Below are 20829 nucleotides of genomic sequence, written 5' to 3' on the forward strand. Positions count from 1 at the left end.
GCGCCGCCCGGCGAGACCGGTCGTGGGCGTGCTCACGCCCCGAAGCGGTCGCGCAGCTCCCGCTTGAGGATCTTCCCGCTGGCGTTGCGCGGCAGTTCGTCCGTGAACAGCACCCTCTTGGGCGCCTTGAAGCCGGAGAGCCGCTCGCGCGCGTGGGCGATCAGCTCCGCCTCGGTGACCTCGCCGCGCGGGACGACGACCGCCGTGACGGCCTCGACCCAGCGGGCGTCGGGCAGGCCGATCACGGCGGCCTCGGCCACGGCCGGGTGGGTGTAGAGCGCGTCCTCGACCTGGCGCGAGGCGACCAGGACGCCGCCGGAGTTGATGACGTCCTTCACCCGGTCGACGATCGTGAGGTAGCCGTCCGCGTCCCGTACCGCGAGGTCCCCGGAGTGGAACCAGCCGCCGCGGAAGGCCTCGGCGGTCTCCTCCGGCTTCTCCCAGTAGCCCTCGCACAGCTGCGGCGAGCGGTACACGATCTCGCCCGGGGTTCCGTCGGGCACGTCCTCGCCGTCCTCGTCGACGACGCGCGCGTCCACGAACAGCACGGGCCGTCCGCAGGAGTCCATGCGCCCCCGGTGTTCGCCGGGACCGAGGACCGTGGCCAGCGGGCCGATCTCGCTCTGCCCGAAGCAGTTGTAGAACGCCAGCGAGGGCAGCCGCTCCGTCAGCCGCTCCAGCACCGGGACCGGCATGACCGACGCCCCGTAGTACGCCTTGCGCAGGCCGCTCAGGTCCCGGGTCGCGAAGTCGGGGCGGTTCGACAGGCCGATCCACACGGTGGGCGGAGCGAACAGGCTGTCCGCCCGGCCCTCCTCGATCAGGTCGAGGAGCCGGTCCCCGTCGGGCGCGTCGAGGACGACGTTGGTCGCGCCGACCGCGAGGTAGGGCAGCAGGAAGACGTGCATCTGCGCCGAGTGGTACAGCGGGAGCGCGTGCACGGGGCGGTCGCCCGCGGCGAGGTCGAGCGCGGTGATCGCGCTCAGGTACTCGTGCACCAGGGCCCGGTGGGTCATCATCGCGCCCTTGGGCAGCGCGGTGGTGCCGGAGGTGTACAGCAGCTGCACCAGGTCCTCGGAGCGCGGCTCGGGGCCGTCGTACGGGGGCGCCCCGTCCAGCCGCGCGAGCAGCGAGCCGTCGGTGTCGCGCAGCGGCAGCGTCCGCACCCCGTCCGGCAGCCGGGCGGCGAGACCGGGGTCGGCGAGGACCAGGGCGCTGCCGGACTGCTCGACGAGGTAGGCGAGATCGTCACCGACGAGGTTCTGGTTCACCGGCACGTGCACCAGGCCCGCGCGGGCGCAGGCGAGGAAACCGATCAGATAGGCGTCGGAGTTGTGGCCGTAGGCGCCGACCCGGTCGCCGGGGGACAGCCCCTCGGCGAGGAGGACGCTCGCCGCGCGGGAGACGGCGGCGTCGAGTTCGTCGTAGGTCCAGGTGCGGTCGCCGTACTCGACGGCGACGCGTGCCGGGGTGCGTCGGGCGCTGCGTCGCAGGACTCCGTCGACCGTGCTGCCGTGTCCGGGCGTCATGACAGGTGATCCTCGTTTCACCGGCCGGGAGAGGTCAAGACGCCGGTCCCGGGCCGCTCTTCGGCCGCGCACGCCCCATTGACACCCACCCCTCCTGACAGGAAAGTTTCACTCCGCACGGCGATCCCCGGAAGATTCTTTCAACCCGCACCGGGTGACGACACGGGAGGAACCTCATGACGGACGAAGGGGCGAGAGGCATCACGCGCCGCCGGCTGGGCGGAGGGGCACTGGCCCTGGGCGGCGCCCTCGCGTTCGCCGCCCTCCCCGCCGATCCGGCCTCGGCGGCCGCCCCGTCGGGCGGCGGGCGCACCACCCTGCGGCGCGGATCGGCCCGGCGCGCCGGACTGCTCCCCGGGCAGCTGCGGCAACTCGTCGCCGACGCCGAGGCGTTCCTCGGCCCCTCACCCCGGCACCCCTGGTACGCGGGGGCCGTGCTGCTCGCCGGGCGCGGCGGCACCGTCGCGCTGCACGAGCCCATCGGCATGGCGGTGCGCTACCGCGCGTACGACGAGGAGACCGACACCGGTGTCGAGTTCCCGGCGGAGCAGCAGATTCCGATGGCCGAGGACACCGTCTTCGACCTGGCCTCGGTGTCGAAGCTGTTCACCTCGATCCTCGCCGTGCAGCAGATCGAACGGGGCGCGCTGGAGCTGGAGGCGGCCGTCGCCTCGTACCTGCCGGACTTCGGGCGCGCCGGCAAGCAGGACGTGACGATCCGCCAGCTGCTCACGCACACCTCCGGTTTCCGCGCCTGGATCCCGCTGTACGCGGCGCCCACGTACGAGGAGAAGGTCCGGCTGGTCTTCGACGAGGCGCCGGTCAGCCCGCCCGGCAGCGCGTACCTGTACTCGGACCTGAACCTGATCTCGCTCCAGCTGGTCCTGGAGGAGGCCACCGGCCGCACCCTGGACGTCCTCCTGCACGACGAGATCACCGGCCCGCTCGGCATGCACCGCACCCGCTACAACCCGCCCGCCTCCTGGAAGCCGCGCATCGCGGCCACAGAGGACGCCCGCAGGCCGTGGTCCGGTCTCGACCGGGGACTGGTGTGGGGCGAGGTGCACGACGAGAACGCCCACGGCCTGGGCGGGGTCGCGGGCCACGCGGGCGTGTTCTCGTGCGCCTGGGACCTGGCCGTGCTCGGGCGGACCCTGCTCAACGGGGGCGCGTACGGCCGGGCGCGCATCCTGGAACCCGCGTCGGTGGAGCTGATGTTCACCGACTTCAACACCGCCTTCCCCGGGGACGAGCACGGGCTCGGCTTCGAGCTCCACCAGCACTGGTACATGGGCGCGATGGCCACTCCGCGCACGGCCGGCCACACCGGGTTCACCGGGACCTCGCTGGTGCTCGACCCGACGACCGACTCGTTCCTCGTCGTGCTGGGCAACTCGGTGCACCCGGTGCGCAGCTGGCGGTCCGGATCCGCTCCCCGGGTGGCCGCCGCGAACCGTCTGGCCCGGGCGGTCCCGGTCCGGCCGGCGCGGGGTCGCACGGCGTGGTTCTCCGGGATGGCGGGCCCGGCGACGGCGACCCTCGCGCTGCCCGCGCTGGACACGTCGTCCGGTGACGCGCGGCTGCGCTGCGCGCTGTGGTGGGACACCGAGCCCCGCGCCGACGTCCTCGTGCTGGAGGCCAGCACGGACGGCGGCACGACCTGGCAGGCGGTGCCGTTCACCGTGAAGCGCCGGGGCGGGGAGCCCGAGCGGCACCCGGAGGGCACGGCCACCGGCTGGTCGGGCCGCGTCTGGCACGGGCTCGCCGCGGCCCTGCCCGCCGCACCGGACCTCACGCTGCGCTGGCGGTACACGACGGACCGGCTGTACGTCGGGCGCGGCGTCTACGTCGACGCGGTGCGGGTCGGGACGGCGGCGGGCGGCGTGCTCTTCGACGAGTCCCGGCCGGCGGACGCGGCACGCGTCCGGGCGGTGGGGTGGACCCGGTCGGCCGACTGACCCCGGCGGCCTCCGGCGTCAGTCGCCCGCCTCCAGCACCGCCATCGCCGCGTTGTGTCCCGGCACTCCGCTCACCCCGCCGCCGCGCACCGCGCCCGCGCCGCACAGCAGGACGCCTGCGTGCCGGGTCTCCACGCCCCAGCGGCCGGTGCCGTCCTGGGCGTGGGGCCAGGACAGGTCGCGGTGGAAGATGTGGCCGCCGGGCAGCCCGAGGTCGCGTTCCAGGTCCAGCGGGGACCTGGCCTCCAGGCAGGGGCGTCCGTCGGCGTCGGTGGCCAGGCAGTCGGCGAGCGGTTCGGTCAGATGGGCGTCGAGCCGGGCCAGCGTCGACGTCAGCAGTTCCTCGCGCACGGCGTCGTTGTCCCGTTCGAACAGCCGCGCCGGGGCGTGCAGGCCGAACAGGGTGAGCGTCTGGTAGCCCCGTGCGGCCAGGTCCGGGCCGAGGATCGTGGGGTCGGTGAGCGAGTGGCAGTAGATCTCGGAGGGCGGCTCGGCGGGCAGTTCGCCGGCGGCGGCCCGGGCGTAGGCGGCGGCCAGTTGCCCGTACCCCTCGGCGATGTGGAAGGTCCCGGCGAACGCCTCGCGCGGGTCGACGGAGGTGTCGCGCAGTCTCGGCAGCCGGGTGAGCAGCATGTTCACCTTGAGCTGGGCTCCCTCGGCGGGCGGCGGGGGCGGGTCGCCGAGAAGGGCCGCCAGTTCCCGCGGGGAGGCGTTCACCAGGACGTGCCGCGCGGCGGCGACGCCCTCGCCGTCGGCCGTGCGGTGGGTGACCTCGGCCGTGCGGCCGTCGGTGTCGACGCGGATCGCCTCGTGGCCGGTGGCGATGACCGCGCCGGCCGCGCGCGCGGCGTCGGCCAGCGCGTCGGTGAGGGCGCCCATGCCGCCGACCGGTACGTCCCAGGCGCCGGTGCCGCCGCCGATGACGTGGTAGAGGAAGCAGCGGTTCTGCTTGAGCGAGGGATCGTGGGCGTCGGCGAAGGTGCCGATGAGGGCGTCGGTGAGGACGAGGCCGCGCACCAGGTCGTCGGCGAAGTGCTCCTCGACGGCGACGCCGATCGGCTCCTCGAAGAGGGCCCGCCAGGCCTCCTCGTCGCCGACGGCGCGGCGCAGGTCCTCGCGCGTGGGCAGCGGCTCGGTGAGGGTCGGGAAGACGCGCCGGGCGACCCGGCCGGTCATGTCGTGGAAGCGCCGCCAGGCCCGGTACTCGCTCTCGGAGCCGGTGAGCCGGGCGAACGCCTCGCGGGTGCGCCGCTCGCCGCCGCCGACGAGCAGGCCGGTGGGCCGTCCGCCGCGTTCGGCGGGGGTGTACGAGGAGATGGTCCGGGCGCGCAGCCGGACGTCGAGCCCGAGGTCGCGGACGATCTTACCGGGCAGCAGGCTGACCAGGTACGAGTAGCGGGACAGCCGGGCGTCGACGCCGGGGAAGGGCCGGGCGGACACCGCCGCTCCGCCGGTGTGGTCCAGCCGCTCCAGCACCAGCACCGAGCGCCCGGCCCGGGCGAGGTAGGCGGCGGCGACGAGACCGTTGTGGCCTCCGCCGACGATGACGGCGTCGTACGTCCGGGATGCCTCGGATGCGGTCATGGTCCTTCGTAGCACGCGGTGATCCGGACCGGCCAGAGGACTCCCCTACGGCCGGCGCAGGGCCGCCACGCGGCGGTGCAGCTCGACGGCCTCGGCGCCGCGGCCCAGCCGCTCCAGGCAGTGGGCCTCGTCGTCGCGGGCGGCGAGGGTGTCGGCGTGGTCCGCGCCGAGGAGGCGTTCGCGGGTCTCGGCGACCCTCCGGTACTCGGTCAGCGCGTCCGCCCAGTGGCCCAGCCAGCCCAGGCCGACGGCGACCTCGCGACGGCTGACCAGGGTGTCCGGATGGTCGGCGCCGAGGACGCGCTCGCGCAGGGCGCACACGTCACGGGCCTCGGCGAGGGCCTCCGCCCAGCGGCCGAGCCGGCCCAGGTTGACGCCGAGGCCGTGCCGGGCGCGCAGGGTCTCGGGGTGGTCGGGCCCCTGGACGCGGGTGCGGTCCTCGACCAGGCCCCGGTAGAGCTCGAGGGCCTGCTCGGTGCGGCCGAGCCGGCCCAGGCCGATGCCGATCCCGTAGCGGGCGGCGAGGGTGTCGGCGTGGTCGGGACCGAGGGCTCTCGCACGGGCCCCGGCGACCTCGCGGTAGGTCTCCAGGGCCTCCGCCCAGCGGCCCAGCAGGCCCAGGGTGTAGGCGATGTCGTAGCGGGTGACGAGGGTGTCCGGGTGTTCGGGACCGAGCACCCGGGCGCGGGCGGCGGCCACCTCGCACGCCATGCCGTACGAGTCCTCCAGCCGCCCGAGCCTGCCGAGGTTGAAGGCGAGGTTGTGGCGGCAGCGCAGGGTGTCGGGGTGGTCGGGCCCCACGGTGCGCTCGCGGTCGGCGAGCACCGACAGGTAGACCTGGTGGGCGTCGAAGGGGCGGCCCGTCTGGGCGAGGACGTAGGCCATCTCCTGGCGGGCGGCGAGGGTGTCCGGGTGGTCGGCGCCCAGCGCGCGGATACGGGCCTCGGCCACCTGCTTGTAGACGCGCAGCGCGTCGGCGGCGCGGCCGGTGCGGCTGAGGGCGAAGGCGACCTCGTAGCGGCTGGCGAGCGTGTCGGGGTGGTCGGGGCCGAGCAGGTGCTCGCGCTCGGCGGCGACCGCGCGGTGCACCTCGCCCGCCTCCGTCCAGCGGCCCAGCCGGCCCAGGCTCAGGCCCGCGTTGTGCCGTCCGGCCAGGGCGGTCAGCGCCCGGTCCGGCGGGGCGGGCCGTTCGTCCGGTACGGGTTCCCCGTCGCGGCCGGTCGCGGGACGTGCGATCCACTCGCCGGACAGGCCGGCCGCGGGGTCCGGGGGCGTTCTGCGCGGTCCGGCGCCGACCGCCTTGTGCCCGGTGGTCATGGAGCGGGTCCAGGACGGCAGCCGGGCCGCCCGCCCCACCGGTGCGGGCCGGGCGGCGGGCACGGGCCCGACCGCGTCCCGGACCGCCCCGGGCTCCCGCCGGGCCGCCGCCGCGGCCGGGACGGGCGGCGGCCCGGTCCTCAGCGCGGCGAGACGGCGGGCCAGCTCGCGGGCGCTGTCCGGGCGCCCGTCGGGGTCCTTGGCCAGCAGGTCCAGGATGACGCGCTCCAGGTGCTCGGGCAGTTCGGCGCGGTGACCGCGCGGCGGGCGGGGCGGGGTGTCGCGGTGGCCGACGAGGACCGCCCAGGCGTCGTCGAGGTCGAACGGCGGGACCCCGGTGGCGATCTCGTACAGCACGCATCCGAAGGAGTACAGGTCGCTGCGCCGGTCGACCTGCGAGCCGCTGATCTGCTCCGGTGACATGTAGTGCGGGGTGCCCATCGCGATGCCGGTGCCGGTGAGCCGGGAGGTGAAGCCGATGTCGTGGCCGAGGCGGGCGATGCCGAAGTCGCAGATCTTCACCGTGCCGTCGTCCAGCCGCACGATGTTGGCGGGCTTCAGGTCCCGGTGCACGATGCCCTGGTCGTGGGTGTAGGCGAGGGCGGCGGCGACCTGCTCGGCGATGTCCACCACCTCGTCGACCGGCAGCGGGTGCTGCTTGTTGTCCTCCAGCAGCTGGCTGAGGTTGCGGCCCTGGAGCAGTTCCATCACCAGGTAGAGCACGCCCTCGGACTCCCCGAAGTCGTGCACGACGGTGATCCCGCGGTGCTGGAGGGCCGCGGCCACCCGGGCCTCGCGGCGGAACCGTTCGCGCAGCACGCGGCTGAACGACTGGTCGTGGTGCGGGCCGAGCGGTTTGAGGCACTTGACGGCGACCTGCCGCCCCAGTGACTCGTCCCGTGCCCGCCAGACCTCCCCCATGCCCCCGCGCCCGATCTCGTCGAGCAGCCGGTACCGGCCGTGGATGAGCCTGCTGTCCCCCATCTCCTGCGCCCGCCCCCGTCGCTGTCCGCCGCGCCCTCCCCTGGCTCGTCCAGTATGGCGACATCTCGCCCGAGTTTGTACCGCGCCGGGCGGCCGTGCCCCGTCCGGCGCACCGACGGCCTCCCCGGCCCGGCGGGCGTCCCCGGGCGGGGCGTGCGGTCCGGATCGCCCGGGCCGCTCAGTTCAGGGTGGTGAGGAAATCCGTGCAGGCCCGCGCGCAGGCCCGGCAGGCCTCCGCCGTGCGCTCCGCCCCGGGATGCGCGTCGAACACCTGCGCGCTCTCCAGGCACACCTGCCGGCACCACTCCACCTGGACCCGGATGGTCTCCTCGTCCACCTGGTTCTGCTCGGACAGCACGCGGCAGGTCGCGTCGCACACCTCCGCGCACATGATGCCCTTACGTCGTACGAGTTCCTGGTTCTCGGCGCCGTCCGGGTCCACGAGACTCGCCCGCGTCGCACAGGCACGCGCGCACTCGGTGCACGCCTGGGCGCACGCGAAACGGTCCTCCAGGAACCGGAACAGCTCCTCCTGGGATGTCGTCGTCACACTGCGCGGGTAGCCCCGGCCGTTGCGGTCAAACCCGGTGTTCCCAAGGGTTCCGCACGGTTTTCCGGACCCGCCGCCGGGCACTCGGGCGGCGCTCGGACCCGAGGAGGCACGGAGGTGGGACAGGTGCCCGGACGGCAGGAACTCCCCTCGACCCTGGAGCGCTCCTCCGAGGACGCCCAGCACACCTGGATCAAGGCGCACGACTCGGCCGTGGAGCAGTACGGCGAGGGCGAGCGGGCGCACCGCGTGGCCTACGGGGCGCTGAAGCACACCCACGAGAAGGTCGGGGACCACTGGGAGCGCAAGGAGGGCGGCCGCAGGGGACCGTCGGACCCGCGCTCGGCCCGGCCCCGGGAGCAGGGCGGCCGCAGCGGGGAGGGCGTGGACGAGCGGGCGTCGAAGCAGCACCTGTACGACGTCGCCCGGCGCCTCGGCGTCGAGGGACGGTCGCGGATGTCGAAGGCGGAACTGCTCGACGCGGTCCGCAAGGCGAACCGCTCCCGGACGCGCGCGTCGCGGTCGCAGTGAGCCGGTTCACCGGGAGGACCGGGGGTACTCGCGAGCCATGACGAACACCTCATGGATGCAGACGGCCGACCTCGCCGCGGGCCGCGGTGCCCTGGGCGCCGGGCTCGTGGTGGCGGCCGTGGTCGTCGTCGCCCTGCTGATCGGCGCGTTCGCCTTCGGCAGCCGCCGGGTCGCGCGCAGCCGGGTCCGCAGGCCCCGCCCCGAGGAGCAGCCCCGGACGCCCGGGGACGGACCGGTCCGCGAGGTCCGGGAGCACCGGGAACCCGACGGGGTGCCCAGGAGCGACGAGCGCCTGACGCCGCACGAGATGGACGGTTTCGGCAACTCCGGCACCCGCACCGGCGCGCCGCAGGAGCGGCCCCGCTGGGACGGGGGCAGCAGCGGGGGGTTCGGCAGCGGCGGTCCGGGCGGCCGCTGACCGTCCGCGCGGCCCGGCCGCCGTCGCGCCCCGCCACGTCGTGCACAGGGAAGTGAGGACCGTGACGGACCCCGCCCGGAACACCCTGCCGCTGCCCGGTTACGACCATCTGCCCATCGGCGGCCCGGAGAGCCGGATCCGTTCGCTGTCCGCGGGCGAGGTCGAGGAGATCCTGGTCCACGAGCGCTCGCACGCCGACCGGTTCCCGGTGACCGAGCTGCTGACGGCCCGGCTGGAGCGGCTGCGCGCGGGGGCCGAGCCGACGTCCGGCGATCCGGGCGCGCCGCGCCCCGAGCAGGGAGCGGGCCGCACGGGTTCCCCGGTGTCGCCCGCTACTTCGCCGCAGCCGTTCAGCCCGCCGCCGCACGGCACTCCGGACCGGTTCGGCAAGCCGAAGGGCGACCGCACTTAGCACCACGGCACCCGGAACCACTTCCGGGTCGTCCCGGGGCGGGTCGCGCGCCCCCGACCGTTCTCACGCGGTCGGGGGCGCGCGGCCCGCCCTTCGTCGTGCGCCCACCCCCTTCCCGCACGCCCGGGGTGAGGTGGATCACAGGGGTTCGGTGCATCGTTTCGCGGGGTCATGAGTCTTTGTCTGAGGTGTAAGGGCGTGTTCGGATACGGGGCGGTGGGGATGGAGCGGTTTCGGGCAGACGGCTTCGACGAGTTCGTGGCTGCCCGCTGGTCGGCGCTGCTCCATGTCGCGCGTCTGCTCACCGGCGGCGACCGCCAGCGGGCCGAGGACCTGCTCCAGGAGGCCCTCGTGAAGCTGTGGTTCGCCTGGCCGAAGGTCGCCGAGCAGGCTCCGGAGGCGTACGTCCGCAAGGTGCTCGTGCGGATGGCGGCCCGCTCCGCCCGGCGGCGCTGGTGGGGCGAGCGCCCGGTGGGTGAGCTGCCCGACCGTCCCGAGCCGGGCGACGTGTCCGCGACCGTGGCCGAACGCTCGCGCCTGGAGGCCGCGCTGGCCCTGCTGTCCCCCCGGCAGCGGGCCGCGGTGGTGCTGCGCTACTACGAGGACCTGCCCGAGGCCCAGGTGGCGCATGCCCTCGGCTGTCCGGTGGGCACCGCCCGGTCCCACGCGTCACGCGGGGTGGCGCGACTGCGGCAGCTCCTGTCCGACACCGTCAGGCCCGTGGGGTGAGGGGAGAAGCGATGGACGACTTCGAGCGGGAGCTGACCCGCATGATGCGCGACACCCGGCAGCAGGCCTCCTTCCCGCCCGAGCAGCGGCAACGCCTGTACGAGGGCATCCGGGCCCGTCGCCGGTCCCGGATGCTGTGGCGGGCCGGCGGCTCCGCCCTCGCCGTGACCGGGCTCAGCGTCGGGCTCGCCCTGCTGCCCTGGGCGGGGTCAGGGCCCACCGACGACCGGCCCCTGCCGGCGACCAGTCCGACACCGCCTCCGGCCGTCGGCCCGACGCCCACCGCATCGGTCCCGGGCGCCACCGCGAGCACGTCCCGGCCGGCCACGAGCCCGCCCGCGACCGCGGACGCCGGCACCACGGTCCCGGCCGGCGACAGCACGCCGACCTTCGCCCCGCCGCCCGCCGCGACCGCCGAGGGCGAGCGGGCGGCACCGACCTCCACACCTCCCGTCCCCCCACCGCCGACGTCTCCGCCTCCGTCGTCGTCGGAGCCCTCCGGGGAGCCCTCCGTCCCGGCCGGCCACGAGTCGGCCGGCAGCGGTTAGCGACCGCACCGCCGCCTCCGCCCGCGGGCCCCTCGGCCCCGGGTCGTCCACCCGACCACCGACTCGGGCGACCTCGGCATGCCTCTTCGGGCCCCACCGTGCCGTCCGCCGGAAAGAGACCGCGTACCCGTCATGAGAACCGCCAGGCGGTCCACGCCGATCGGCCGCCCCGCCCCCGCAGCGTCCGCGGACCCGGTGGCCCTGCCGCGCCGCACACCGCTGCCCGCCCGCCACCCGGAGCCCGTCCTGGACGTGGTCGTCCCCGTGCACAACGAGGAGACCGACCTGGAGCCGTGCGTCCGCCGGCTCCACGCGCACCTCGGCGAAACGTTCCCGTACCCGTTCCGGATCACCATCGCCGACAACGCCAGCACCGACCGCACCCCGCGGATCGCCGCCCGCCTGGCGCGGGAGCTGCCGGGGACGGACTGGATCCGGCTGGACGAGAAGGGACGCGGCCGGGCCCTGCACACCGCCTGGTCGCAGTCGTCGGCCCCGGTGCTGGCCTACCTGGACGTGGACCTGTCCACCGACCTCGCGGCCCTGCTGCCCCTGGTCGCCCCGCTGATCTCCGGGCACTCGGACATCGCGATCGGCACCCGGCTGGCCCGCGGCGCCCGGGTCGTGCGCGGGCCGAAGCGGGAGATCATCTCGCGCTGCTACAACGGCCTGCTGCGCTCCACCCTCGCCGTGGGCTTCTCCGACGCGCAGTGCGGCTTCAAGGCGGTGCGGCGGGACGTCGCCGAGCGGTTGCTGCCCCTGGTCGAGGACCGGGAGTGGTTCTTCGACACGGAGCTGCTGGTGATAGCCGAGCGGGCCGGCCTGCGCATCCACGAGGTGCCCGTGGACTGGGTGGACGACCCCGACAGCCGGGTCGACATCCTGGCGACGGCGCTGGCGGACCTGCGCGGCACGGCCCGGCTGGGCCGCGCCCTGGCCGACGGCCGGCTGCCGCTGGCGGCGCTGCGCCGCACCGGCGGGCCGGGCCAGGATCCCGAACTGCCGCCCGGCCTGGTCCCCCAGTTGCTCCGCTTCGCCGCCGTCGGCGTGGCCAGCACGCTGTTCTACCTGCTGCTCTACACCGTGCTCCGGCCCACGGCGGGCGCCCAGGCCGCCAACGCGCTCGCCCTGCTGGCCAGCGCCGTCGCCAACACCGCCGCGAACCGGCGGCTCACCTTCGGGGTGCGGGGCCGCGGCGGGATGATCCGGCATCAGGTCAAGGGCCTGGCGGCCTTCCTGGTCGGGCTCGCCCTCACCAGCGGGTCCCTGACCGTCCTGCACCACACCGCGCCCGGCGCCGGCCCGCGCGTGGAGCTGCTGACGCTGGTCCTCGCCAACCTCGCCGCGACCCTGCTGCGCTTCCTCCTCCTGCGGGCCTGGGTGTTCCCCGGCCACCGCTCCCGCCGTACGACAGGATCCTCCGCCTCATGACCACCGCCCGGACCAGCCCGGCCGTCCCGGCCCCGTCCTCCGAGGCCCGGCCCGACGTCTCCCCTCCCACGGCTCCGGGCCCGCGGGAGCGGCTGCGCCGCGCCGCCGTGCGCCACGGACCCGTCCTCGCGACCTACGGTGTGCTGAAGCTCGTGGGCTTCGCCGTCTTCATGTACCTGCTGGACTCGGCCGGCGACTTCCGCGAGAAGCATCCGCGCTTCGGCGGCGGCGCCCACACCTGGGACGTGCTGGGCAGCTGGGACGGCTGGTGGTACCAGCAGATCGCCCTGCACGGCTACGACCCCGCGCTGGAGCCGATACCCGGCGCCACCGGCCTGATCACCCTCGAGGGCAACTCGGCGGCGTTCTTCCCGCTCTACCCGGCACTGATGCGCATGGTCTCGGAGGTCACCGGCCTCGGCCCGTACGGCGCCGGCATGACCGTCTCGGTCCTCTCCTCGTTCGTCGCGGCGCTCGGGATACACGCCGTCACGGCCCGGCTGGGCGGCCGCAGGGCCGGTCTGATCGCCGTCGGGCTGTGGGCGGTGTGGCCCGGTTCCGGAGCGGAGTGGGCGGTGTACTCGGAGTCCGTGTACACGGCGCTGGCCGCCTGGGCCTGCTACGCCGTGATGACCCGCCGCTGGCTCACCGCCGGAGTGCTGACCTTCACCGCCGGGCTCGCCCGGCCCACCGCGGTCACCCTGGTCGCCGCCCTCGCCGTCGCCGGGCTGCTCGCGGTGTGGCGGCGTCAGGAGGGCATGCGCCGTCCCCTGGTCGCGGTGGCGATCGCGCCGCTGGGCGTGTTCGGCTACCTGGGCTGGGTCGGTTGGCGCATGGGTGACTGGAGCGGTTACAGCAAGCTCCAGGACGGCGCGTGGGCCCACAAGTTCGACTACGGCCGGCACACCCTCGACGTGCTCACCTCCGTCCCCGTGGGCCACAACGACTACCTCTTCGCGATGCCCTTCGAGGACATCATCGGGGTCGGGGTGGCGCTGACGGTGCCGGTGCTGACGGTGCTGCTGGCGCGGCTGCGCCCGCCGGCCGTGCTGGTCGTCTACACGGTGCTGTCCTACCTGATGGTGATGACCACCCAGCAGATCTTCGGCAACGTCTCCCGCTACCTGCTGCCCCTCTTCCCGCTGTTCATCCCGCTCGCCCTGGCCATGCGCCGCCTGAGGTGGCCCTCGCTGGCCACGGTGCTGGGCACGGCGGCCCTGGCCTCCGGGTCGTACGCGGGATACGTCCTGTTCGAACTCGGCGTGCCGTAGGCCGCGGGACGCGCGGCGGCGGCGTTCGCGCCCGCCCCGCCTCTTCGCGGCAGCGGTGAACGCGCCGGCGTGAGGCAACGCCACCGACACCACGGGTCCGTTTTTTTCGTACCGTCTATGTATGAGACGCATTGCACGGTTCACGGACCTCGGCGTGTCGACGGGTGCGGGGCGCGTGGGTGATGGACTCCGGGACTGAGCGGGTGGACTTCGAGCGGCAGCTGCTCGACCAGATCTTCGGCGGCCTCCTGCGGGAGGTGGGTGCGCACGTGGGCAGCGTCTACCTGTTCGACGAGGACCAGCAGGTGCTGGTGCTGGAGGTGACGGCGGGGGTGCCGCCCGAGGTCGCGGAGCTGTGGGGGCGGCTGCGGATCGGGGTGCCGCTCCCGGTGACCGACGCGGTCCGGCGGCGGACGCTGATGTGGGTCGGCTCGGAGGCCGACATGGCCGGCCGCTATCCGCGTGCCGCTCTCGTGCTGCCCTACCCGCTGGCGCTGGCGGCCGCGCCGATCCGCACGGGGACGACCGTCCGGGGCGCGGTGCTCCTGCTGTGGCCGAGTTCGCGGCCCGACGTGCTGAGCTCGCACGAGCGGGAGCGCATCGGCGCGGCCTGCGACCGGCTCGCCCGGCTGCTGGACCTGGCGGACGGGGCGGGGCAGCGGATACTGCCCGGTCCCCGGCCCCGCAGCCTGCCCCAGCCTCCCGCCGTTCCGGAAGGGCATGACGCGGATTCCGGCGCCGCCCTGCTGATCGACCGGCTCCCCGGCGGGACCTGCGCCCTCGACCGGCAGGGCCGGCTCACCTACGTCAGCTCCAAGGCCGCCGACCTCCTGGGCGTACCGGCGGACGGGCTGCTGGGGGCCCGGCTGTGGGAGGCGCTGCCCTGGCTGCGGGACCCCGTCCCCGAGGACCGCTACCTGGCGGCGCTGATCAGCCAGGAGTCCACCTCCTTCACCGCCCTGCGACCGCCCGACCGGCAGCTCGCCTTCGCACTCCACCCGGACGCCACCGGCATCAGCGTCCACATCACCCGTACCGCCGATGCCGTCCCGCAGCCGGCGCGTGCGGCCGGTCCGTCCCGGGCCGGCGCCCTCTACCACCTGATGCACCTGGCCGGAGCGCTGACCGAGGCCGTCGGCGTGCGGGACGTGGTGGACCTGGTCGCCGACCACATCCTCCCCGCCTACCACGCCCAGGCACTGGCCCTGCTCGTGGCCGAGGAGGGAAGACTGCGGATCGTCGGCTCGCACGGCTACAGCCGCGCCGACCGCGAGCGGTTCGACAACACGCCGCTGACCGCCCCCACCCCCGGCACCCGGGCCCTCACCGACGGCGTCCCCTCCTTCTTCGCCTCCCGCCGCCAACTGGAGGAGAGCTACCCCGAGATCGCCGACGCGGCGACGAACGCGGCCTGGGCCTTCCTCCCCCTGATCGCGTCCGGCCGCCCGGTGGGCTGCTGGCTGACCGCCTACGCCCAGCCGCATCCCTTCAGCGCGGAGGAACGCGCCGCGCTCACCTCCCTCAGCGGCCTGATCGCCCAGGCGCTGGACCGCGCCCGCACGTACGACCGGCAGAACCAGGTCGCCCGGGGTCTGCAGGCCGCCCTCCTGCCCCACGTCCTCCCCGCCGTCCCCGGTCTGGAAGTGGCCGCCCGCTACCTGCCCGCCACCCACGGCATGGACATCGGCGGCGACTTCTACGACCTCATCCGGCTGACCCGTCACACGGCCGCCGCCGTCATCGGCGACGTCCAGGGCCACAACGTCACCGCGGCGGCCCTCATGGGCCAGGTCCGCACCGGTGTGCACGCCCACGCCACCGCCGGGGCCGCCCCCGACCAGATCCTGACCCGCACCAACCGGCTCCTGGCCGACCTCGCCCCCGAGTTGTTCACCAGCTGCCTCTACGCCCACCTCGATCTGGCCCGGCACCTCGTCCGCCTCGCCACCGCGGGCCACCCCCCGCCCCTGCTGCGCCATCCCGACGGCCGCACCGAGATCCTCCACCCCGATCCCGGTCTGCTCCTGGGCATCGCCCCCCACGCCTCGTACACGACCCTGGACGTACCCCTGCCGCCGGGAGCGGTCCTCGCCCTGTACACCGACGGGCTCGTCGAGTCCCCCGGCACCGACCTCGAGCAGGTGCTGGCCGGCCTCGCCCGCCACCTCGCCCGCACGCCCGCCGAGTCCCTGGACGACATCGCCGACGACATGCTCCGGTACGCCGGGCACCGCATCTGGGAGCACACCGACGACATCGCCCTGCTCCTCGTCCGCCCCACCGCGGACCGGTGACCGCCCGGCCGCAAGCCGCGTCGGGGCGACCGGCAGGCCCCTTCTAACGGTCGGCGGGGTCCCCTCCCTCGTCGTCCGGCTCCCGCCGGTCGTGCTCCTCGGTCTCGACGCCCTCCAGGGGCTTGCCCGCCGTCGTGCCCCTCTGCGTCCGGTACCCCTCCTCGGCGCTCGCCGTGCCCGGCACGGACCGTTCCTGCGCCTGGCTCTCCGCGCCCGAGTGCGCTCCCGGCTCGTCGTGGCTGCGCGCCCGGTCGTAGCGGTCCCCGCGGTCGTTCTTCCGGCCGGTCATGTCCGCCCCTTCCCTCGGCGTCGGGTCCCCGCCGGGTTCCCCGGGGCGGACACCGGGAAACGGCCGCGTCAGCCGAGGAGGCCGGCGACCAGGGCGGCGAACTCGTCCGGGGTGGCGAGGCGGACGCCGAGTTGTCCGGCCTCGGCGCGCTTGGAACCGGCTCCCTCGCCCGCGACGACGGGGGAGGGCCTCCTGGAGACGCTGGAGGAGGAGCGACCGCCGGCCCTCTCGACGAGTTCGTTCACCTCGTTGCGGGAGAGCTTCTCCAGGCTCCCGGTCATCGCGCCGGTGACCACCACCGTCATCCCGGCCAGCGGGCCGTCCTCCGTCGGCGCCGCGGCCGTGCCGTCGTCCCCGGGAACGGCGTCGGCGGCCGGGGGCGGCGTGGCGCCGGGCCGACGCGGCGGGCCAGGGAAGCGGTCCAGGCGGTGAACTCCTCCGCGGAGAACACGTTGTCGAGGCTGAGCATCGGCACCGTGTGCGGCACGTCGCCCTCCACCGCACCGCCGGCCACCTTCCCCGTGGGGGAGTCCGGAAGCACCTGACCGGGGTGCGCCGCCTCCCAGTCGGCGATCCCGCGCACCAGCCGGTCCACCACTGACAACACCCCGGGCGGAGGTCGCCGGCGGGGTGCCCGGCGAGAGGGCCGCTGCAGGCGCGGCCCGGCCGTCGCGCACCCCCGGCCGCCTCACCTTCCCGTGCCGTGCCGGTCGGGGGCGGCCTGGTCCCGGACGCGCACCTCGAAGCCGCCGCGGCCGTCGAACCGCACCTCGTGCACCGCGTCGAACCCGTCCTCCGCCGAGGGTTCGCGGAGCTGCCTCGACGTGGCCAGGACGCCGACGTCCGGGACGCGGTCGCGGCCCTCGCGGGCGGCGTTGCGCCGCAGTGAGCCGGCCACGTCCGGCGGGAACCAGTACGCCGTCGCGGTGGCGCCGTGGGCGTGCGCCAGTTCCACCAGCGGGACCCACTCGTGCGGTGACGGGTTGGTGTTGTCCACGGCCACCGGCCGTCCGGCGGCCAGGTGCTCCTCCACCAGCCGCATCTGCCGCCGCTGCTTGTTGCGGGCGCCCCGCGGGAACAGGTCCTTGCTGACCAGCGCGTACCGGCCGGACAGGCGCTGGTCGTAGAAGGTGGACTTGCCGGACGCCTGCAGTCCGACGAACACGGCCACGTCCGTTCCTGTCGCCATACGGCCACGATGCCACGCCGTCCGGTGGCGGCGGGCCGCCGGAGCGATCACCGGCCGCGTCGCGCCCCGGCGCGCGCCCCGGCGTCACCCGGTCGGCCCCCTCCGCCCGCACCGCGCGGAGGGGAGCCCGGCGGTGCGCCGGTGGCCGGTCCCCCGTCGGAGCGGCCGCGTGGAGGGAGCAGGGGGAGCGGGTCCGGGGACGGGCGGGAACGCGTCCTCACCGTCGGAGCGGCCGCCGCCGTCACCGGCGGCCTGATCGCCACCCGGTGACACCCCCTTCCGGGCCGCACCGGAAGAGGCGGTCCCCAGGGGCCGGCACCGGGCTTGCCGGTGTAGCGGCGGCACCCCGGGTACTCGCCCGTCGTCCGACCGCCGGCCTTCTCGGACGGAACGCACCACGGGGAAGGACGCCCACCTCATGCAGCACGATGAGATGATCGGAAAAGTACAGGCGCTTGCTCAGTTGCCGGACCGGGGATCGGCCGAACAGGCGACGCGGACCGTACTGCGGACCCTGGCCGAGCGACTGCCGTCCGGACTCGCGGACCACATGGCCGCCCAGCTGCCGCCCACACTGGCCACCGCCGTCCGGGAGGCGACGGACTCCCCCGGTGACGGCCGCCCGGGCACCGCGGGCGAGCGATTCGACCTGACCGTGTTCGCGGGCCGGATCGCCGGTCGCGCGGCGACGGACGAGGACACGGCCGTACGCGAGGCCGCCGCCGTGCTGGAGGTACTGGACGCCGCCCTCGCTCCGGAACTGACGGAGAAGGTGGCCGGGGCGCTGCCCGCGGACATCCGCGAACTCATGCCCGCGCGCCGCACCGCCGACGACGCGGACTGACCCGGCGCGTACGCCGGCCGTGGTCCGGTTCCGGCGTCGTCACGCCTCCTCCACGACCCACGGCGACCCCGCCCGCCCCCGCTCGACGGCCTCCCCGGCCGTACCGGGGAGGCCGTCGAGCAGGGCCCCGCAGCGGACACCGGTCTCCCGTGCGAGGTCCCGCAGGTCCCGGACGCGCGCGAGGAGCTCCGGACGCCGCTGCGGGAACTCGTCCCACAGCCGGTCCAGCTCCGCCAGCAGCAGCCCGGACTGCTCGCGCGCCACGCCGACCAGCGTCGGTGCTCCCAGCCGGCGGGCGAAGTCGAACACCTTGCCGGCGTAGGGCAGGGGCAGCACCGGCAGGCCGGAGAGCGCCGCGAAGATCAGGAAGTGCAGGCGCATGCCGACGACCAGGTCCAGGTGGCGCATCAGTCCGAGGACCTGTCCGGGACTGTAGGAGCCGTTCAGGATCCGGCCCCGGTCGGGTGCCGCCATCCTGGACAGGACCGCGTGGGCGTGCCGGACGTCCTGGCGTTCCATCGGCACGAAGACCACGTGGGCGTCCAGGCGCCGTACCAGGAAGTCGGCGACGCCTGCGATCAGCGCGTGGTAGTCGCCCTCGTTCAGGTGCTCCGCCGCCCGGCCCGGCTCCCGCACCGACATCCCCACCAGGCGGGCGTCGGCCGGGACGCCCTCCTGGGCCATCATCTGCGCGGTGAACGGCTCCGGCGACAGCAGCAGCGCCGGGTCGGCGGTGACGGTGACGTCCCGCTCGACGCCGACCTCCTCCAGGACGAGCCGCGTCTCCTCGTCCCGCACCACGACCTCGTCCATGGCGGACAGCACCGTCCGCACCGCCTCCCGGTCGTCCGGCTCGCGCAGGGGCCCGGCGCCGACCGCGAAGGCGAAGGTCCGCACGCCGCCGAGCTGCGCCGCCCTGACCAGTCGCAGATAGCGGCGCGCCTCGCCGTCGTAGAGGATGCCGCCCCCGCCGAGCACCAGCAGGTCCAGGCCCGAGAGGGTCTCGAGCAGCGTCCGGTGCGGGACGCCCTCCCAGGCCGGCACCTCGTCCGCGAGCGGCTGGTGCGCGCGGGTGTGCCCGGCGTCGCGGCTGAAGACGACCAGGCGCGCCTGCGGGCGGAGGGCGCGCAGGCAGGTGAGGACACAGGTGAGGATCGCCTCGTCACCCGTGTTCAGGCCGCCGTACGAGCCGAGCACTCCGATACGCGGCTCCGGCGGGACGAGCGGGCTCCGAGTGGTCATGCGGATCTCCTGGGGGAAGCGCGGGGTGCGCGGGGCGGGGTGCGCGGGCGTCCGCCGGTCGGGGCCGTCACGGGCCCGGTGCCGGAAATCCTTCCACGAGGCGTGGACCTGCGCCGGACGGGTTTCCCCGGGCTCCGGGGGGCGCGAGGGTGACGGCCGACGTCGTCCGTGCCGAGTACGGCACGCCGTTCGAGGAGGCGGCCCGGCTGCTCGCCGAGCACCGGATCAGCGGCCCGCCGGTGGGTCGACACGCGTTCCGTGCCGTGGCTGGTGGACCCGATGAGGTCCGGACGCCTCCGGGCCGCGCCGCCGGTCACCGGCGTCCGGCCGCTCGCCGGGACACCGGACGTCGACGAGGCGTTCGCCCGCGGAGCGGAGACGGGCGACCTGAAGATCGTCGCCCTCCGCCGGACCGCCGTTCCCCGGCCTCTCCGGACGTCGCCTCACGTGACCTCCGCGGTCGCAAGGCCGATACTGCCCCCGTGGGACTCCTGCCGGCGCGCGGTCGACTCGCCGCAGGAGCCCGGCACCGCGTCACCGAAGTCAGCACCAGTACCGTCGGAACCCGCCCGCGACCGCCGCGGACCGCCGAGGTCGAGAACCGTCCACACCTGCCTCGACCGGCAAAAGCGCAGGTCGAGGACCCACCTGTCAAGCCCAGGAGGTACCCGTGAAGATGCTCATCAACGTCCCGGAGACCGTCGTAGCGGACGCGTTGCGCGGCATGGCGGCGGCCCATCCCGAACTGACGGTGGACGTGGAGAACCGGGTGGTCGTGCGCAAGGACGCGCCCGTGGCCGGGAAGGTGGCCCTGGTCTCCGGCGGGGGCTCCGGGCACGAGCCGCTGCACGGCGGGTTCGTGGGGCCGGGGATGCTGTCGGCGGCCTGTCCCGGTGAGGTGTTCACCTCGCCCGTGCCCGACCAGATGGTGCGGGCGGCGGCGGCCGTGGACAGCGGGGCCGGGGTGCTGTTCGTCGTGAAGAACTACACCGGTGACGTGCTCAACTTCGACATGGCCGCCGAACTGGCCGAGGACGAGGGCATCCAGGTCGCGAAGGTGCTGGTCGATGACGATGTCGCGGTGACCGACAGCCTCTACACGGCCGGGCGCCGGGGCACGGGGGCGACGCTGTTCGTGGAGAAGATCGCCGGCGCGGCGGCGGAGGAGGGCCTGCCGCTGGAGCGGGTGGAGGCCGTCGCCCGGCAGGTGAACGAGAACTCCCGCAGCTTCGGTGTCGCGCTGAGTGCCTGCACGACGCCCGCCAAGGGCAGCCCGACCTTCGACCTCCCCGCCGGTGAGCTGGAGTTGGGCATCGGCATCCACGGCGAGCCCGGCCGGGAGCGGCGGCCGATGATGACCTCCGGTGAGATCGCCGAGGTCGCCGTCGACGCGATCCTGGAGGACCTCGCCCCGCGCAGTCCCGTCCTGGTCCTGGTCAACGGCATGGGCGCGACCCCGCTGCTGGAACTGTACGGATTCAACGCCGAGGTGCAGCGGGTGCTCGGCGAGCGCGGTGTGCCCGTCGCCCGCGTGCTCGTCGGCAACTACGTCACGTCCCTGGACATGGCGGGCGCCTCGGTCACCCTGTGCCAGATCGACGAGGAACTGCTGCGGCTGTGGGACGCGCCGGTGCGGACCCCGGGGCTGCGCTGGGGTATGTGAGGGACGCCGGGGCAGTGGTTCACGAAGACCCAGTACACGAGGAGAT

The 20829-nt window shown here is 75.0% G+C and carries 19 protein-coding genes and 1 pseudogene; 11 read left to right on the top strand and 9 right to left on the bottom strand.

Annotated elements, in window-relative coordinates; all coding sequences use genetic code 11:
- Positions 1 to 32: 32 nt before the first annotated feature.
- Positions 33 to 1529, bottom strand: a complete 1497-nt coding sequence (locus tag FHS37_RS18090) for an acyl-CoA synthetase (RefSeq protein WP_184822400.1) — start codon at positions 1527 to 1529, stop codon at positions 33 to 35.
- A gap of 176 nt (positions 1530 to 1705) precedes the next feature.
- Between FHS37_RS18090 and FHS37_RS18095 the strand changes: the two genes are divergently transcribed.
- The gene (locus FHS37_RS18095; RefSeq protein WP_184822402.1) at positions 1706 to 3487 is read left to right on the top strand and encodes a serine hydrolase domain-containing protein; all 1782 of its coding nucleotides are present in this window, start codon (positions 1706 to 1708) and stop codon (positions 3485 to 3487) included.
- Positions 3488 to 3505: 18 nt separating this feature from the next.
- Here FHS37_RS18095 and FHS37_RS18100 read toward each other — a convergent pair whose 3' ends face one another.
- The 3 genes from FHS37_RS18100 to FHS37_RS18110 all read right to left on the bottom strand — a co-directional run bounded on the left by FHS37_RS18100 (position 3506) and on the right by FHS37_RS18110 (position 7922).
- Complete coding sequence (locus FHS37_RS18100; RefSeq protein ID WP_184822404.1) at positions 3506 to 5071, bottom strand: phytoene desaturase family protein; 1566 nt, start codon at positions 5069 to 5071, stop codon at positions 3506 to 3508.
- 45 nt (positions 5072 to 5116) lie between these two features.
- A complete protein-coding gene (locus tag FHS37_RS40530; protein ID WP_184822406.1) occupies positions 5117 to 7372 on the bottom strand; it encodes a serine/threonine-protein kinase in 2256 nt (751 codons plus the stop codon).
- Positions 7373 to 7550: 178 nt separating this feature from the next.
- Complete coding sequence (locus FHS37_RS18110; protein ID WP_184822408.1) at positions 7551 to 7922, bottom strand: four-helix bundle copper-binding protein; 372 nt, start codon at positions 7920 to 7922, stop codon at positions 7551 to 7553.
- A gap of 126 nt (positions 7923 to 8048) precedes the next feature.
- On the opposite strand from FHS37_RS18110, the gene FHS37_RS18115 reads away from it, so the two are divergent.
- The 8 genes from FHS37_RS18115 (at position 8049) to FHS37_RS18150 (ending at position 15556) form a co-directional block, all read left to right on the top strand.
- Entirely contained in the window at positions 8049 to 8453 is a 405-nt protein-coding gene (locus FHS37_RS18115) for a ChaB family protein (RefSeq protein WP_184823222.1), read from the top strand.
- Between the two features lie 37 nt (positions 8454 to 8490).
- Positions 8491 to 8871 carry a DUF6479 family protein gene (locus tag FHS37_RS18120; RefSeq protein ID WP_184822411.1) on the top strand — a complete coding sequence of 127 codons (381 nt, stop codon included), beginning with the start codon at positions 8491 to 8493 and terminating at the stop codon, positions 8869 to 8871.
- Between the two features lie 61 nt (positions 8872 to 8932).
- Positions 8933 to 9283, top strand: a complete 351-nt coding sequence (locus tag FHS37_RS18125; RefSeq protein WP_184822412.1) for a DUF8129 domain-containing protein — start codon at positions 8933 to 8935, stop codon at positions 9281 to 9283.
- A gap of 222 nt (positions 9284 to 9505) precedes the next feature.
- Positions 9506 to 10012: a SigE family RNA polymerase sigma factor gene (locus FHS37_RS18130; protein ID WP_184823225.1), complete on the top strand. Its 507-nt coding sequence runs from the start codon at positions 9506 to 9508 to the stop codon at positions 10010 to 10012.
- Positions 10013 to 10023: 11 nt separating this feature from the next.
- Positions 10024 to 10560 (top strand): cellulase, encoded by a 537-nt coding sequence (locus FHS37_RS18135; RefSeq protein ID WP_184822414.1) that lies wholly within the window; start codon positions 10024 to 10026, stop codon positions 10558 to 10560.
- Between the two features lie 132 nt (positions 10561 to 10692).
- Positions 10693 to 11991: a bifunctional glycosyltransferase family 2/GtrA family protein gene (locus tag FHS37_RS18140; RefSeq protein WP_184822416.1), complete on the top strand. Its 1299-nt coding sequence runs from the start codon at positions 10693 to 10695 to the stop codon at positions 11989 to 11991.
- Positions 11988 to 13262, top strand: coding sequence for a putative hexosyltransferase (locus tag FHS37_RS18145; RefSeq protein WP_184822418.1), 1275 nt, complete (start codon positions 11988 to 11990; stop codon positions 13260 to 13262). The genes FHS37_RS18140 and FHS37_RS18145 overlap by 4 nt, the downstream gene beginning before the upstream one ends.
- A 182-nt stretch (positions 13263 to 13444) precedes the next feature.
- Complete coding sequence (locus FHS37_RS18150; RefSeq protein ID WP_184822420.1) at positions 13445 to 15556, top strand: SpoIIE family protein phosphatase; 2112 nt, start codon at positions 13445 to 13447, stop codon at positions 15554 to 15556.
- A gap of 43 nt (positions 15557 to 15599) precedes the next feature.
- Here the strand turns inward: FHS37_RS18150 and FHS37_RS18155 are convergent, their stop codons facing one another.
- The 4 genes and pseudogenes from FHS37_RS18155 to FHS37_RS18170 all read right to left on the bottom strand — a co-directional run bounded on the left by FHS37_RS18155 (position 15600) and on the right by FHS37_RS18170 (position 17034).
- Positions 15600 to 15845 carry a hypothetical protein gene (locus FHS37_RS18155; RefSeq protein WP_184822422.1) on the bottom strand — a complete coding sequence of 82 codons (246 nt, stop codon included), beginning with the start codon at positions 15843 to 15845 and terminating at the stop codon, positions 15600 to 15602.
- A gap of 68 nt (positions 15846 to 15913) precedes the next feature.
- A pseudogene (locus tag FHS37_RS18160) lies at positions 15914 to 16240 on the bottom strand (BRCT domain-containing protein); the annotation flags it as partial.
- Positions 16147 to 16443 (bottom strand): hypothetical protein, encoded by a 297-nt coding sequence (locus tag FHS37_RS18165; protein ID WP_184822424.1) that lies wholly within the window; start codon positions 16441 to 16443, stop codon positions 16147 to 16149. The pseudogene FHS37_RS18160 and the gene FHS37_RS18165, both read right to left, overlap by 94 nt.
- A gap of 90 nt (positions 16444 to 16533) precedes the next feature.
- The gene (locus FHS37_RS18170) at positions 16534 to 17034 is read right to left on the bottom strand and encodes an AAA family ATPase (protein WP_184822426.1); all 501 of its coding nucleotides are present in this window, start codon (positions 17032 to 17034) and stop codon (positions 16534 to 16536) included.
- Between the two features lie 418 nt (positions 17035 to 17452).
- On the opposite strand from FHS37_RS18170, the gene FHS37_RS18175 reads away from it, so the two are divergent.
- Positions 17453 to 17878: a DUF2267 domain-containing protein gene (locus FHS37_RS18175; protein ID WP_184822428.1), complete on the top strand. Its 426-nt coding sequence runs from the start codon at positions 17453 to 17455 to the stop codon at positions 17876 to 17878.
- Between the two features lie 39 nt (positions 17879 to 17917).
- Here the strand turns inward: FHS37_RS18175 and FHS37_RS18180 are convergent, their stop codons facing one another.
- Positions 17918 to 19120 carry a polysaccharide pyruvyl transferase family protein gene (locus FHS37_RS18180; RefSeq protein WP_184822430.1) on the bottom strand — a complete coding sequence of 401 codons (1203 nt, stop codon included), beginning with the start codon at positions 19118 to 19120 and terminating at the stop codon, positions 17918 to 17920.
- A 670-nt stretch (positions 19121 to 19790) separates the two neighbouring features.
- Between FHS37_RS18180 and dhaK the strand changes: the two genes are divergently transcribed.
- On the top strand, positions 19791 to 20783 hold the full coding sequence (gene dhaK / locus FHS37_RS18185) for a dihydroxyacetone kinase subunit DhaK (protein WP_184822432.1): 993 nt from the start codon (positions 19791 to 19793) through the stop codon (positions 20781 to 20783).
- Positions 20784 to 20829: the final 46 nt, after the last annotated feature.

Origin of the sequence: Streptomyces griseomycini, assembly GCF_014203535.1 — a bacterium.
Lineage (GTDB): Bacteria > Actinomycetota > Actinomycetes > Streptomycetales > Streptomycetaceae > Streptomyces > Streptomyces griseomycini.